At 72.3% G+C, this 13,666-nt stretch carries 11 protein-coding genes; 3 read left to right on the top strand and 8 right to left on the bottom strand.

Going from position 1 to position 13,666, the window contains the following annotated elements; genetic code table 11:
• Window positions 1–131 precede the first annotated feature (131 nt).
• Both PKE99_RS33875 and PKE99_RS33870 read left to right on the top strand, forming a co-directional pair.
• Entirely contained in the window at window positions 132–3,896 is a 3,765-nt protein-coding gene (locus tag PKE99_RS33875) for a multifunctional oxoglutarate decarboxylase/oxoglutarate dehydrogenase thiamine pyrophosphate-binding subunit/dihydrolipoyllysine-residue succinyltransferase subunit (RefSeq protein WP_051738262.1), read from the top strand.
• Window positions 3,897–3,903: 7 nt separating this feature from the next.
• A complete protein-coding gene (locus PKE99_RS33870; protein ID WP_197040876.1) occupies window positions 3,904–4,077 on the top strand; it encodes a DUF6104 family protein in 174 nt (57 codons plus the stop codon).
• Window positions 4,078–4,228: 151 nt separating this feature from the next.
• Here the strand turns inward: PKE99_RS33870 and PKE99_RS33865 are convergent, their stop codons facing one another.
• From PKE99_RS33865 to PKE99_RS33845, 5 genes are all read right to left on the bottom strand, one after another.
• Complete coding sequence (locus tag PKE99_RS33865; RefSeq protein ID WP_081924705.1) at window positions 4,229–5,119, bottom strand: putative endonuclease domain-containing protein; 891 nt, start codon at window positions 5,117–5,119, stop codon at window positions 4,229–4,231.
• A 270-nt stretch (window positions 5,120–5,389) separates the two neighbouring features.
• Window positions 5,390–5,767 carry a hypothetical protein gene (locus PKE99_RS33860; protein ID WP_037053185.1) on the bottom strand — a complete coding sequence of 126 codons (378 nt, stop codon included), beginning with the start codon at window positions 5,765–5,767 and terminating at the stop codon, window positions 5,390–5,392.
• Entirely contained in the window at window positions 5,764–8,499 is a 2,736-nt protein-coding gene (locus PKE99_RS33855) for an FtsK/SpoIIIE domain-containing protein (protein WP_037053184.1), read from the bottom strand. The genes PKE99_RS33860 and PKE99_RS33855 overlap by 4 nt, the downstream gene beginning before the upstream one ends.
• Before the next feature lie 2 nt (window positions 8,500–8,501).
• Window positions 8,502–8,750 carry a hypothetical protein gene (locus PKE99_RS33850; protein WP_037053183.1) on the bottom strand — a complete coding sequence of 83 codons (249 nt, stop codon included), beginning with the start codon at window positions 8,748–8,750 and terminating at the stop codon, window positions 8,502–8,504.
• A 28-nt stretch (window positions 8,751–8,778) separates the two neighbouring features.
• Window positions 8,779–9,039, bottom strand: a complete 261-nt coding sequence (locus PKE99_RS33845) for a hypothetical protein (RefSeq protein WP_037053182.1) — start codon at window positions 9,037–9,039, stop codon at window positions 8,779–8,781.
• Between the two features lie 176 nt (window positions 9,040–9,215).
• Here PKE99_RS33845 and PKE99_RS33840 point away from each other — a divergent pair, with 176 nt between their 5' ends.
• Window positions 9,216–10,517, top strand: a complete 1,302-nt coding sequence (locus tag PKE99_RS33840; protein ID WP_037053180.1) for an Nramp family divalent metal transporter — start codon at window positions 9,216–9,218, stop codon at window positions 10,515–10,517.
• On the opposite strand, the gene PKE99_RS33835 is transcribed toward PKE99_RS33840, so the two are convergent.
• The 3 genes from PKE99_RS33835 to PKE99_RS33825 form a co-directional block, all read right to left on the bottom strand.
• The gene (locus PKE99_RS33835; protein ID WP_051738252.1) at window positions 10,514–11,176 is read right to left on the bottom strand and encodes a DUF5134 domain-containing protein; all 663 of its coding nucleotides are present in this window, start codon (window positions 11,174–11,176) and stop codon (window positions 10,514–10,516) included. The two genes, PKE99_RS33840 and PKE99_RS33835, sit on opposite strands and share 4 nt — an antisense overlap.
• Before the next feature lie 125 nt (window positions 11,177–11,301).
• Complete coding sequence (locus tag PKE99_RS33830; RefSeq protein WP_037053177.1) at window positions 11,302–12,885, bottom strand: multicopper oxidase family protein; 1,584 nt, start codon at window positions 12,883–12,885, stop codon at window positions 11,302–11,304.
• A 145-nt stretch (window positions 12,886–13,030) separates the two neighbouring features.
• The gene (locus PKE99_RS33825; protein ID WP_231498442.1) at window positions 13,031–13,474 is read right to left on the bottom strand and encodes a hypothetical protein; all 444 of its coding nucleotides are present in this window, start codon (window positions 13,472–13,474) and stop codon (window positions 13,031–13,033) included.
• Window positions 13,475–13,666 lie beyond the last annotated feature (192 nt).

Raw genomic sequence — 13,666 nt, 5'->3', positions numbered from 1 at the left:
GGTCATCGGCGATCGAGAAGCTTCAAGCGAACCAAGGCGGTTGAGAGCGCGTGTCCACCAGTAGTACGACCGGCCATACCGGGGAGTTCGGCGCCAACCAGTTCGGCCCGAACGAGTGGCTCGTCGAGGAGATGTACCAGCGCTTCCTCGAGGACCCGAAGACGGTCGACCCGGCCTGGCACGACTTCTTCGCGGACTACAAGCCCGGCGGCTCGCTGTCGGGCGCCGCGCCCGCCGAGGACAGCCCGACCGCGCAGGGCGAGGCCGAGCGCGCGGAGGCCGACCGCTCCGCCGACGCCGAGGCCGCCGGCGCGCCGACCGCCGCCCCGGACCGCTCCGCCACCACCACCAACGGCTCCTCTCGCACCGGAAAGCAGGACGTGCCCCCCGCCAGCACACCCACGACCAGCCCCGCCGAGCCGACCGAGGTCCGCCGCGCCGGCGACCGCGCCGCGTCCAACAGCAACGGCGCCGCGCCGCCCGCGACGAAGCCCGCCGCCGGCAGCACCTCCAAGGCCGCCGCCAAGCCGGCCGCGGAGAGCCAGGACCAGGTCCTGCCGATCCGGGGCGCGGCCAACGCCGTCGTCAAGAATATGAACGCCTCGCTCGCCGTCCCCACGGCGACGAGCGTGCGCGCGGTCCCGGCGAAGCTGCTGGCCGACAACCGCATCGTCATCAACAACCAGCTGAAGCGCACCCGCGGCGGCAAGATCTCCTTCACCCACCTCATCGGCTACGCCGTGGTGAAGGCGCTGGCCGACTTCCCGACGATGAACCGCCACTTCGTCGAGACGGACGGCAAGCCCACCGTCGTCCAGCCCGAGCACGTCAACCTCGGCCTGGCCATCGACCTGCCGGGCAAGAACGGGCAGCGCTCGCTCGTCGTGGTGTCGATCAAGGGCTGCGAGCGGATGACGTTCGCGCAGTTCTGGTCCGCCTACGAGGGCATGGTCCACAAGGCGCGCAACGGCTCGCTCACCGCCGAGGACTTCCAGGGCACCACGATCTCGCTGACCAACCCGGGCACGCTGGGCACCAACCACTCGGTGCCGCGGCTGATGCAGGGCCAGGGCACGATCGTCGGCGTCGGCGCGATGGAGTACCCGGCGGAGTTCCAGGGTGCCTCCGAGGAGCGGCTCGCCCAGATCGGCGTCAGCAAGATCATCACGCTGACCTCGACCTACGACCACCGGATCATCCAGGGCGCCGAGTCCGGCGACTTCCTGCGCCGGGTGCACCGCCTGCTGCTGGGCGACGACGGCTTCTACGACGACATCTTCACCTCGCTGCGGGTGCCGTACGAGCCGGTCCGCTGGGTGCAGGACTTCCCCGAGGGCGAGGTCGACAAGACCGCGCGCGTCCTCGAGCTGATCGAGTCGTACCGGACCCGCGGCCATCTGATGGCGGACACGGACCCGCTGAACTACCGGCAGCGCCGCCACCCCGACCTCGACGTGCTGTCCCACGGCCTCACGCTGTGGGACCTCGACCGCGACTTCGCCGTCGGCGGGTTCGGCGGCGAGGCGCACATGAAGCTGCGGGACGTGCTCGGCCTGCTGCGCGACTCCTACTGCCGCACCGTCGGCACGGAGTACATGCACATCGCCGACCCCGAGCAGCGCGCCTGGCTGCAGGAGCGCATCGAGGTGCCGCACCAGAAGCCGTCGGTGGTCGAGCAGAAGTACATCCTGTCGAAGCTCAATGCCGCGGAGGCGTTCGAGACCTTCCTGCAGACCAAGTACGTCGGGCAGAAGCGGTTCTCGCTGGAGGGCGGCGAGACCGTCATCCCGCTGCTCGACGCCGTGCTGGACAAGGCCGCCGAGAACGAGCTCGACGAGGTCGTCATCGGCATGCCGCACCGCGGCCGGCTCAACGTGCTGGCCAACATCGTCGGCAAGCCGATCAGCCAGATCTTCCGCGAGTTCGAGGGCAACCTCGACCCGGGCCAGGCCCACGGCTCCGGCGACGTCAAGTACCACCTGGGCGCCGAGGGCAAGTACTTCCGGATGTTCGGCGACGGCGAGACGGTCGTGTCGCTGGCCTCGAACCCCTCGCACCTGGAGGCCGTCGACCCGGTCCTCGAGGGCATCGTCCGCGCGAAGCAGGACCTGCTCGACAAGGGCGAGGGCGGCTTCACCGTCCTGCCGCTGATGATGCACGGCGACGCGGCGTTCGCCGGGCAGGGCGTGGTCGCGGAGACGCTGAACCTGGCCCTGCTGCGCGGCTACCGCACCGGCGGCACCGTGCACGTCGTCGTCAACAACCAGGTCGGTTTCACCACCGCGCCGGAGCACTCGCGTTCCTCGCAGTACAGCACGGACGTGGCGAAGATGATCGGCGCGCCGGTCTTCCACGTGAACGGTGACGACCCCGAGGCCTGCGTCTGGGTGGCCAAGCTGGCGGTCGAGTACCGCGAGCGCTGGAACAACGACGTCGTGATCGACATGATCTGCTACCGCCGCCGCGGCCACAACGAGGGCGACGACCCCTCGATGACGCAGCCGGCGATGTACGACGTGATCGACGCCAAGCGCTCGGTGCGCAAGATCTACACCGAGTCGCTGATCGGCCGCGGCGACATCACCATGGAGGAGGCCGAGCACGCGCTCAAGGACTTCTCCAACCAGCTCGAGCACGTGTTCAACGAGGTCCGCGAGCTGGAGAAGACCCCGCCGGCCGTGTCCGCCTCGGTCGAGAAGGAACAGCTCGTGCCGAGCGACCTGGACACCTCGATCCCGCTCGAGGTGGTGCACCGGGTCGGCGACGTTCACGAGCACCTGCCCGAGGGCTTCACCCCGCACCAGCGCGTCAAGCCGGTGCTGGTCAAGCGGGCGAAGATGTCGCGCGAGGGAGACGTCGACTGGGCCTTCGGCGAGCTGCTCGCCTTCGGCTCGCTGGCGATGGACGGCAAGCTGGTCCGGCTCTCCGGCCAGGACTCGCGGCGCGGCACGTTCGTGCAGCGGCACTCGGTGCTGATCGACCGGAAGACCGGCGAGGAGTACTACCCGCTGCGCAACCTGGCCGAGGACCAGGGCCGGTTCCTGCCCTACGACTCCGCGCTGTCGGAGTTCGCCGCGGTCGGCTTCGAGTACGGCTACTCGGTCGCCAACCCGGACGCGCTGGTCATGTGGGAGGCGCAGTTCGGCGACTTCGTCAACGGCGCCCAGTCGATCATCGACGAGTTCATCTCGTCCGGTGAGGCGAAGTGGGGCCAGTTCTCCGACGTCGTGCTGCTGCTGCCGCACGGCCTGGAGGGCCAGGGCCCGGACCACAGCTCCGGCCGCATCGAGCGGTTCCTGCAGCTGTGCGCCGAGGGCTCGATGACGGTCGCGCTGCCGTCGGAGCCGGCGAACTACTTCCACCTGCTGCGCCGGCACGCACTCGACGGCGTCCGCCGCCCGCTGGTCGTCTTCACGCCGAAGTCGATGCTGCGGAACAAGGCGGTCGTCAGCCCGATCTCCGACTTCACCGGCGGCCGGTTCCGCCCGGTGATCGACGACCCGGAGTTCCGCTCCGCGGACGGGCCCGCCTCGTCGGTCAAGAAGGTCCTGCTGTGCAGCGGCAAGATCTTCTGGGAGCTGCACCAGCAGCGGCAGAAGCGCGAGATCACCGACACGGCGATCGTGCGCGTCGAGCAGCTGTACCCGGTGCCGGACCGCCAGCTGGCCTCGGTCCTGGAGCGCTACCCGAACGCGCAGGACATCCGCTGGGTCCAGGAGGAGCCGGCCAACCAGGGCGCCTGGCCGCACATGGGCCTCGAGCTGCCGGACAAGCTGCCGGAGCGGCTCTCGGGCCTCACGCGGATCAGCCGCCGCCGGATGGCCGCGCCGGCCGCGGGGTCGTCGAAGGTGCACGAGGTCGAACAGCGCGAGCTGATCGACAAGGCGTTCTCGTAGGGAACCGGTGTACTTCACCGACCGGGGCATCGAGGAACTGGTCGAACGCCGCGGGGACGAGGCGGTCAGCGTCGAGTGGCTGGCCGCCCGCCTCCGGGCCTTCGTCGACTCCCACCCCGCCTACGAGGACGCGGTCGAACGCCTCGCCACCTTCCTCGCCCGCGACGACGAGGACGACTGAACCGCATTATGGTTCCATAACGCATCCAGGAGTGGTTCTGGAACGCGTTACGGAACCATAATGCTGCCAGCTCCTCACTTCTTGGCGCTTCATGGTTCCATAACGAGGACTGAGCCGCGGCCTTCTTCGCGCTGTGGTTCCACAGTGCGACTCACCGGGCCAACGCACCGCGGACCTCGGCAATCATCTTGCGCGGCTGTCGCAGAAGCGCCGCCGTGACGAACACGACGTCCCATCCGGCCGCCTGGATCCGGTTGAGGCGTGTCCGGTCATGGTTCAGCGCCCACATCTCGTTGTTCCGCCAGCCGCCGTCGTACTCGACGGCGACTTTCCGAGCGGGGAAGGCGAAGTCCACCTGCGCGACCTGCTCGCCGTCGACCTCGATCCAGTGCTGTGCCACGGGGTCGAGCCCGGCCAGGACGAGATGCACACGGACCTGCGATTCGGGGATGGAGTCGGCGATCCCGGTCGCAAGCTGCTCGGCCTGCCGTGCCACGACGATGCCGTTGTCCCGCCTCGAGCGAAGTGACGCCGTGAGGAGGTGCCTGTCGATCAGGCCGGCCTTGAGCACTTGATCGAGGTCCGCGACGGAGTCGGGCAGCGGGCGTCCGAGCAGCAGGTCGAGAGCCATGCGCAACGGCGATGCGATCAGACCGTCCCCCCACGGGCCGTACTCGTCCGGCCGGAGCGCGGTACGCCTCAGCAGGACACCGCTGCGTCGGCCAATCCGAAGCTCGAGTGGCGCGACCACATGGACCGGATCGTCCGTCCAGCACACCGGCGCTCCTCGAACCGTGGCGGCGGACCTTCCGGTGACGACGGCGCCGGGCGGGAGCGCAAGCGCAGCGGCCCTCGCTCGTAGTTCGTGGGTGATCGAAGTCTCGGCCCAGGTGTAGACGTCGCGGAACAGCCGGACAACTCGATCACCTCGGAGGTCCGACTTGGCGAGGAAGCCTGCCCCGACGGCCTCCGACCCACGGAAGACCTCGAGGTGCGCGATCCCGGCGCGTTGTGTCCTTTGCATGACGACAGCCTCGCTCATGCGAAATCACGACCGCGGTTTCTCGGTTCCGACCGCCGCCACCGATCCACAAGGCCACCTGCCGGTCCACAGGTTTCAACACCGGCTTGCATCGTGGGGCCATACTGTGCGTAGGTCGCCCGCCGATCACTATACCTCGATAACGCATGCATTCGGCAGAGCGCATTATGGTTCCATAAGGCGACGTCTACGCCCCTCTGAGCGCATTATGGAACCATAATGCGCACAATCACCCGCCATCAGCGGATTATGGTTCCATAGTGCGATTCCTCAGCGGCGGAAGCCGAAGCGGCGGCGGGCGACCAGGTCCATGAGCTCGGTGTAGGTGCGGTCGACCTCGCGCTCGTAGCCCTCGAGCCGGGCGGGCTCGGCGTCGGGGTCGGGGCGGGGGAAGGGGCGGACCGTCATCCACGGCTCCGCCCACAGCGCCTCCAGTGCCGACTCCCAGTGCAGCTCCACCGAGAAGCGGGTCAGGGCGGCGCGCTCGCCCACCCGCCGCATGCGCGCGTCGATCTTCGCCAGCGCCTGTTCGAGGCGGGTGGCGCGCAGCTCGTCCTGCCGCCGGACCGCGCCGACCGCCTCGTCGATCCCGCTCGCGATGCGGCGGTACGCGGCGGCGGGCGACTCCGGCTGGTCCGGCGTGCTCATGCGTCCTCCTCCAGCGGCCCCGGCACGATCACGACCTCCGGGCGGGCGTGCACGGCGCGGTCGAAGAACAACCCGCGCCCCGGGCGCGGCGCCCAGGTCGTGCCCAACCCCGGGGCCAGGGCGCCCAGCTCGGAACCCTGGACGTCGAGCCCGATCCAGGCGCCGACGTCGTCGACCCCGGCCGAGAGGGTCAGCAGCTGCCGCAGCCGGGTCGCCGAGCGCCACCACCCCACGACGTGCAGCCCGACCTCGGGCCCGAACCGCAGCACCGTGCGCAGCGCCTCGGTGCCGGAGCGCTCGAGCAGCGGGTCGGCGGCGTCGGCGCCCAGGAGCAGCACGAACACCGGCCGCCGGTCGCCGCTCCCCACCCTGTCCTTGACCTCGCGCGCCAGCTCCTCGATCCGCGTGCGGATCCCGTCGAGCCCGACGGTCTCGACCTCGCGGCCGGCCAACGCGGCAGCAGGCAGCTCCCCCACCAGCGGCGCGACGACGAACCGGGCCTCGGCGGGCGCGCTCGCCGCGAGCGCCGCCGCGGCCGCACCCATCACCCGCAACGCCTCGGCCGACGCCGAGGCGAGGACGGCGACGTTGCGGCCCGGCGCGTCGGGCAGCTCGACGGCCGCGGCACTGCCCGCCATGTCGATCACCTGGCCGAGGAGGGCGCGCGGGGCACCGCCGAGCGGCACCGCGGCCAACAGGCCCCGCACCGCGGGCGACCGGGCGCCGTCGAACAGCCGGGGCGGCGGGCCGGTGTAGCGCTCGTGGGCGGCGCGCTGCACCTCGTCGAGGTCCGACCCGGCGCCCGCGTCGGGGATCCGGGCGATCTCGTTGCCGTGCTTCATCCCGGACTCGTGGTTGACGATCGCGTGCCAGCGCGGCAGGGCGAGCGCGGCGTCGTTGAGGTTGGCCAGCACGCGCCGCGCCCGGGGCAGCGCGATCCGCAGCACGAACTGCTCGAAGATCGCCGGACGGCCCCAGAAGGCCTCGATCCCGGAGACGTCCTGGCTGGCGAAGACCAGGTGGATGCCCTGCGAGCGGCCGCGCCGGGCGACGTCCTCCAGCAGGGCCGTGGCCTGCCGCGTGACCTGGTCCTTCTCGGCGAACAGGTACTGGAACTCGTCGACCACCGCGACGATCCGCGGCCAGTGCCCGCCCGGATCGGCGCGACGCAGCTCCTCGAGCTTGGTCACCTCGAAGGACTTGGCGGCCTCGGCGCGGCGGCGCATCTCCTCGGCGAGGAACTGCAGCAGCGCCAGCCCGAACTCGCGGTCGGTGTTGACGTTGATCCCGATCAGCTGGGCGTGCGGCAGCCAGCTGGCGTCCCGGCGACCGGGCGCGAACTGGGCGAAGGACACGCCCTCCTTGAAGTCCAGCAGGTAGAAGTGCAGCTCGTCCGGGTCGTACCGGGCCGCCATCGACCCGATCATGGCCAGCAGCAGGTTGGTCTTGCCCGACCCGCTCGGCCCGCCGATCAACGCGTGCGGGGAGGCGTCGTCGAGCGCGAGCTCCACGTGCATGCCGTCGGTGAAGCCGACCGGGGCGCGCACCCCGGACTCCGACGTGAGCCGGCCCTGGCGGTCCTTCGGCAGCAGGTCGGCGAAGGTCGACACCTTCGCCCGCCACGCCTCGTGCGCGCGGACGATCGCACTGCACGCGTCCGTGACCTGCTGGCGCGGCAGCGGCGGGTCCGGCTCCACCCGCACGTGCTGGCCGGTCATCGAGCACCGCACGCCCTGCCGGCTGAACCGCACGGTCTCGACGGGCGCGGCGACGGTCACCGGGACGTCCAGCATCACGAGGTGGATCCCGCAGGCCAGGCCGCTGCGTGCGATCCGCTGCAGCTGCCGCTGCTGGTCCTCGGGCAGGGCGGTCCGGTTGCCCGCCAGCACCACCACGACCCACGGCTCGCTGCGCCGGCCCTCGTGCGCGGCGTGCGCCCGCAGCGACGGGAAGCCGCCGACCAGCACCCGGCTGTGCACCTTGCGGATCCGCTCGGACAGCTCGTCGAGCAGGTCGCCCAGACGGTTCGGGTCGTGCGAGGTGACCAGGCCGGTGCGGGCGAGCGGGTACAGCGCGGGCATCAGGCCGTACTGGCCGACGTCCCAGACGTCGACGGTGAGGATGCCCGGCCGGAAGCACGCGAGCATCCGCATCAGCAGCTGCTCGACCAGCGCCTCGGCGGCGGGCCGGGACTCCGGCACGGAGTCGATCCGCAGGTGGGACTCGTCGAGCAGGGGCAGCGCGACGGGGAACGCGTCGCCGATCTCCAGGTGCCCCGCGCCGATCCGCCACAGCTCCGGGTGGTCCTTGACGCCCTCGTTGCGCAGCAGGTCCGTGCCCGACGCGTCTGGGTCCGCCGCCCGCACCACCTCGTCGAGCCACGCCGTGCCGCGCGCGCCGGCCGGGCCGGGGGCGGCGTCGGCGACGACGTCGGCGAGGGCCCGCGGCCCGTCCGGCAGCCAGCCGGAGAGCCCGGCCAGCCGGTCCCGTTCGGCCCGCTCGACGGCGGCGGCGAGCACGGGCGAGCGGAAGGCCGGTGCCAGGGACGGGTCGGCGCGCACGGCCGCGACGCCCTCGCGGCGCAGCCACAGCTCGAACATGGCCTCGGCCTGCGCGCGCACGGCCGACTCGCGCTGCCGTGCGGCCGCGCCGAGCGCCCGCGCGGCGGCCGCGTGGAACGCGTCGAACGCCGCCGTGACGCGGTCCCGGCGCGCCTTCCTCCCCGGTGCCACGACTACAGCCGACCGCCCAGGTCGGCGACCGCGTCGCCCGCCAGCCCCACCGTCGCCACCAGCTCGTCGACCTCCTCCCGCGCCTTCTCCAACGCCGCCACCGGCAGGTCGGCGCCGGTCCGCTCGGTGAGCTCGGCCAGCAGGGCGGCCGCCTCGCCCAGCCGCTCGGCGGCACGCTGCGCGTGGGCGCGGGCCTCGCCGGTGGCGCCGCCGACGCCCTCCAGCGCCGCGCGCAGCTCGGCGATGCTCACGGTGTGCCTCTCCGCCCGGGCACCTGTGTTACAGCCGGGCGGCGACGCCCTCGGCCGCCTCGATCGCCGCGTTGATCGCCTGCTGGACGTCGTCGATCTTGCTGGCGGCCTCCGCGTAGTACGCGTTGGCCTGCTCGACGTCGCTCTGCGAGCTGCCCTCGGTCACCTGCTGCAGGGCGCGCTGCGCCTCCTCGATGCTGGAGCGCGCCTGGTCCAGCGCCCCCATGCTCTCCGAGGCCTTGTCGTTGGCCTGCGCGATGCCGTCCCTGACCTCTTCGATGCTCGCCACGGCCGCTTCTCGCCTCTCTCGTTGGACCCGATACGACGGTAACGGCGGAAACCTACAGCGCGCACCTGGGCACGATCGGTGAGCCCGGTCGCAGCCAGACGCTGCGGGACGGACCGGACATCCCTACCGTTCCCCCGTACGGGGTCATTGGAGTCGCCGAGGGCCGGGAGGTCGCCGTGAGTACACAGCCAGGAGTCGACCGGACCACGGAGCTCACCCCGCCCACCGGCTTCGGGGCGAAGGTCCGCCAGGTCGGCCCCGGGCTGCTGGCCGCCGCGACCGGCGTCGGCGCGGGCGACCTCGTGGCCACGATGGTCGCCGGCGCCCGGTTCGGCACCGTGCTGCTGTGGGCGGCGATCCTCGGCACCGTCCTCAAGCTCGCGCTCGGCGAGGGCGTCGGCCGTTGGCACCTCGCCTCCGGGACCACCCTGCTCGACGGGTGGCGGCGGCTCGGGCGGTGGGCCACCGTCTTCTTCGGCGTCTACATCGTGGTGTGGGGCTTCGTCTACGGCGCGACGGCGATGTCCGCGGTCGGGCTGCCGCTCAACGCCCTGTTCGGCGGGCTGTCCGTGCGGTACTGGGCGATGATCGCCGGCGTCGTCGGGCTGGTGCTGGTGTGGACGCAGCGCTACGCCTTCTTCGAGAAGTTCATGACGGTGCTCGTGCTGATCAAGTTCTGCACCGTGGTCGCGGTCGCCGTGCTGGTCGCTCCCGACCTGGGGAACCTCGCCTCGGGGCTGGTCCCGCGACTGCCCGAGGGTTCGACGATCTACGTGCTGGGCCTGATCGGCGGCGTCGGCGGCACCATCACGATGGCGGCGTACGGCTACTGGATGTTCGCCAAGGGTTGGCGGGGCACCGGTTGGCTGTCGATGATGCGGCTGGACAACGCCGTCGGGTACGTCATGACCGGCATCTTCGTGATCGCGATGCTGGTGGTCGGCTCCACCCTGCTGTTCGGGCAGAACCTCACCGAGTCCGACAGCGGCCTCCTCACGCTGGGCACCGCGCTCGACGAGCGCTACGGCGCCTGGGCCCGGATCCTCTTCCTGGTCGGGTTCCTGGCCGTGACCTCGACGTCCCTGCTCGGTGTGTGGAACGGCGTCTCGTTCATGTTCGCCGACTGGACGCGGGCGGTCCGGCTGCCGCACGGCAAGGCGGCGGAGACGGGCACGACGATCGAGCGGTTCGCGTCGGGCGAGACCGAGCGGTCCCTGCCCTTCCGCGGCTACCTGCTGTGGCTGACGCTCCCGCCGATGGCGCTGCTGTTCATCGACAAGCCCTTCGGCCTCACACTCGTCTACGGCGTGCTCGGCTCGGTCTTCATGCCGTTCCTGGCCATCACGCTGATGCTGCTGCTCAACTCGAAGCGCGTGAGTGGCAAGGGCCGCTCGGGATGGCTGTCGAACCTGTTCCTCGGCGCCGCCTCCGTGCTGTTCCTGGCGCTGCTCGTCACGGACGTCGTGAACCGGTTCTAGATCATCCCGAGCAGCATGACGGCCATCGACGCGGCCATGACCAGGTGCGCGACGGCCGCGGCCTGCGGCGCGCGCAGCGCCGCGAGCCGGCCCTCGACCACCGCCTCGCCGTGCCCGCAGCTCGCCATGTCGACCATGGGCGGAGCGATCTCGGCGGGCACCCCGGCCGGTACGGGCTCGGCGAGGGCCGTCCGGGCCCGGCGGGCGGCCGCGAAGCGGTCCCCGCACCGCATGACGTGCCAGGCGAAGTAGCCGGCGAGCGCGATCGCGACGACCGAGGTCCAGGCGGCCGGGCCCGCCGCGGCGTGGTGGGCGTGCGCGCCGCCCGACGCCGCCCGCTCGCCCAGGCCGAGGGAGAGCATGAACAGCATCGCGACCCCGCACACGACGTGGTGCGCGGCGTCGTCGGACGCGGGGCCGGTGCGCAGGGCAACCGCCGCGAACCAGGCCGCGCTCAGGCCGAAGGCGGCGATCCACACCGCGGCTGGGACCGGATCGCCGACGGGCGAGAACATCGCCGCCATCCCGAACCCCATCACGGCGTGCGAGACCTCCCCGGCGACCGGGCGGCCGTCGCGCCGCGCGGTGGCGAGGCGGACGAGGTGCAGCAGCCCGAGGCCGAGCGACAGACAGGCGAGGAGGGCGTTGAACCAGGCCATGGAAAGGTCGACTCCCTCGCTCGTGCGGACTCATCGGTCGCCGGGAGCGTAGGCAGATCGGAGCAGAGGAATCCATACCGTGCACGGGTACCCACAGCGGGTGACGACCGCGGGGGTGGTGCAGGTCAGGCGCCGGGGACGGTCCGGATCGTCGCCATCATCGCCATGTCCTCGTGCTCGAGGTTGTGGCAGTGCAGCACGAACCGGCCGGCGAAGTCGGTGAACCGCACCGCGACGTCCACGATCTCCCCGGGCCGCAGGTCCACCGTGTCCTTCCACCCGGCGTCGGACGGCCCCGGTCCGCGGCCCCCGCGAGCGAGGACCTGCACCGGGTCGAGGTGCACGTGCACCGGATGGTGGACGTCGGTGCGGAAGCGCCACGTCTCCGTCGTGCCGAGCGGGACGTCGGCCAGCGAGCCGTCGGGGTCGAAGGACCGGTCGTTGATCGTCCAGCCGGCGTGGTCCCCGATCGCGCCGCGGCGGAACACGAACTCCCGGCGCACCGGCCCCGGGACCAGCGGGTCGATCTCGGACAGCACGGCCGGCACGGCGCTGTCGTCGCGCGCGGCGCGGACGACCCGGAACCGCAGCACGTCGCGGGTCGGTCCCGTGCCCGGCAGGTTCACGACCGTGACCTCGGTGCCGACGGGGACGCGCCCGAGGTCCACGACGACGTCGCACCGCTCCCCCGGCGCGAGGTCGACGGTCGGCCGCTCGACCGGCGCGGCGAGCAGACCGCCGTCGGAGCCGATCTGGATGACCGGGAGGTCCGGCGCGCCCGGCACCTGGAAGGCGAGCGAGAACCGGCGGGCGTTCGCGCCGTTGAGGATCCGCAGCCGGTGGCGTGCCGCGTCGACCTCGGCGACGGGCCAGGGCGCGCCGTTGACCAGCACGACGTCGCCCAGCACGCCCTCCATCCACGCGGCCTCCACGCCCGGGACGCGGCGCAGGCTGCGGTCCAGGCTCGGGTAGGCGAGCCGGCCGTCGGCGTCGAACGACCGGTCGCAGAGCACGAGCGGGATCTCGCGGTCGCCGCGCGGCAGCGGGAGGGCGTCCTCGACGTCATCCCGGACCAGGTGCAGGCCCAACAGCCCGCGGTGGACGTCCGGGCCGGTGAAGTCCATGCGGTGGTCGTGGTACCAGAGCGTGGCCGCGCGCTGGGTCATCGGGTAGTGGTGGTCGCGGCTGCCCACGGCCAGGTCGCCGGGCATGCCGTGGTGCTGCGGCGGTGCGGCCCCGGCGGGGAGCAGCAGGTCCAGCGGCCAGCCGTCGGAGTCGGCCGGGGTGTGGCCGCCGTGCAGGTGCGTGACGGTCGGGACCGGCAGTTCGTTGCGGTGCCGGACGACGACCGGGCGGCCGGTCCGCGTCTCGAGCGCCGGTCCGGGGAAGGTGCCGTCGTAGCCCCAGACGGTGGTGCGGACGCCGGGCAGGATCTCGACCTCCGCCGCGCGCTGGGTGATCTCGTACAGGTCGGCGATGGTGCCGTCGGGGAGCGTGAGCGTGCCGGTCGGGCGGGCTGTGCGGGGACGGGGCAGCGGAACCTCGTAGGGGCGTGGAAGGGGTCGTTCGCTCCGGAGCGCCTCGCCGGTCTGGCCCGGTGGAGTGTCGATGCCGAGGGCTCCGCAGCCGGAGAGGGCCGTGGTCCCGGCCGCCGCGGCCAGGGCGCCGAAGAAGGTGCGGCGGGTGAGGTGGAGTGCGGAGCGCCTCATTCCTGGCTGCCGGGGGTGGGCGGGGTCGGGGTGGGCGGGATCGGGGTGGTCGAGGTCGACGCGGGTGGGGTCGACGCGGTCGCGGGTGGGGCCGTCTCCGGCGGGGTCGAGGTCGGGCGGCTCGCCGTGGGCGAGGTGGGCGCGGTCATCGCCGGCCCCGGCGGGCGGCGGGGGTCCAGACCCAGGCGGCGAGCAGGATCGACACCGTCACGACCAGCACCCCGAGCGGGACGTGCAGGTTCAGCTGCCGGGCGTACCCGAACCCGACCTGCAGGCCCTCCGCGAGGAACAGCACCACCGTGGCCGGCAGCACCCACCACCGCCCGCGGCCGACCAGGACGTACGCCGCGGCCGCCGCGATCAACACCAGTCCGAGCGCCGCCAGGGCGGAGCCGACGGCCCCGTGCACCGCGATCGCGTCGACGTCGCCGGACAGGTACAGCCCGGCCAGCAGCGGCTGGGCCAGCACCGCGAGCACGTGCAGCGTCAGCAGTACCCGCAGCGTCCACAGCGTCGCGCGCGGCCGGCGGGGGTCGGGCAGGCGCACGGGACCCGGCGCCCGCTCCGGGCCGGGGAGGGTGGTGTCCACGCCTGGGACGCTAGGAATCCAGCCTGCCGCGGGGATCCGGGACGAACCCCGGCCCCTCCCTGAGCGGGCCGGTCAGGGTCTCGGGGTGGAGGGCCTGAACCGCCCCGGGTTCAGTGGAGGCTCGGTTGTCCCGCTCCGAGGTGTTCGGGCGGGGGTGTGCGAGCGTAGTAGGTGGCTTCGGCCTCGTCCGGG

This window comes from Pseudonocardia halophobica, assembly GCF_027922425.1.
GTDB classification, from domain to species: domain Bacteria; phylum Actinomycetota; class Actinomycetes; order Mycobacteriales; family Pseudonocardiaceae; genus Pseudonocardia; species Pseudonocardia halophobica.
The sequence above is the reverse complement of the archived record's forward strand: the minus strand, read 5'-3'. Positions and strand labels throughout refer to the sequence as shown.

Excerpts from the sequence above, each read along its gene's own strand:
- PKE99_RS33875 (WP_051738262.1), top strand. The coding sequence starts at position 132 with ATGTACCAGCGCTTCCTCGAGGACCCGAAGACGGTCGACCCGGCCTGG.
- PKE99_RS33865 (WP_081924705.1), bottom strand. The coding sequence starts at position 5,119 with ATGAGCGAGGCTGTCGTCATGCAAAGGACACAACGCGCCGGGATCGCG.
- PKE99_RS33860 (WP_037053185.1), bottom strand. The coding sequence starts at position 5,767 with ATGAGCACGCCGGACCAGCCGGAGTCGCCCGCCGCCGCGTACCGCCGC.
- PKE99_RS33835 (WP_051738252.1), bottom strand. The coding sequence starts at position 11,176 with ATGGCCTGGTTCAACGCCCTCCTCGCCTGTCTGTCGCTCGGCCTCGGG.
- PKE99_RS33830 (WP_037053177.1), bottom strand. The coding sequence starts at position 12,885 with ATGAGGCGCTCCGCACTCCACCTCACCCGCCGCACCTTCTTCGGCGCC.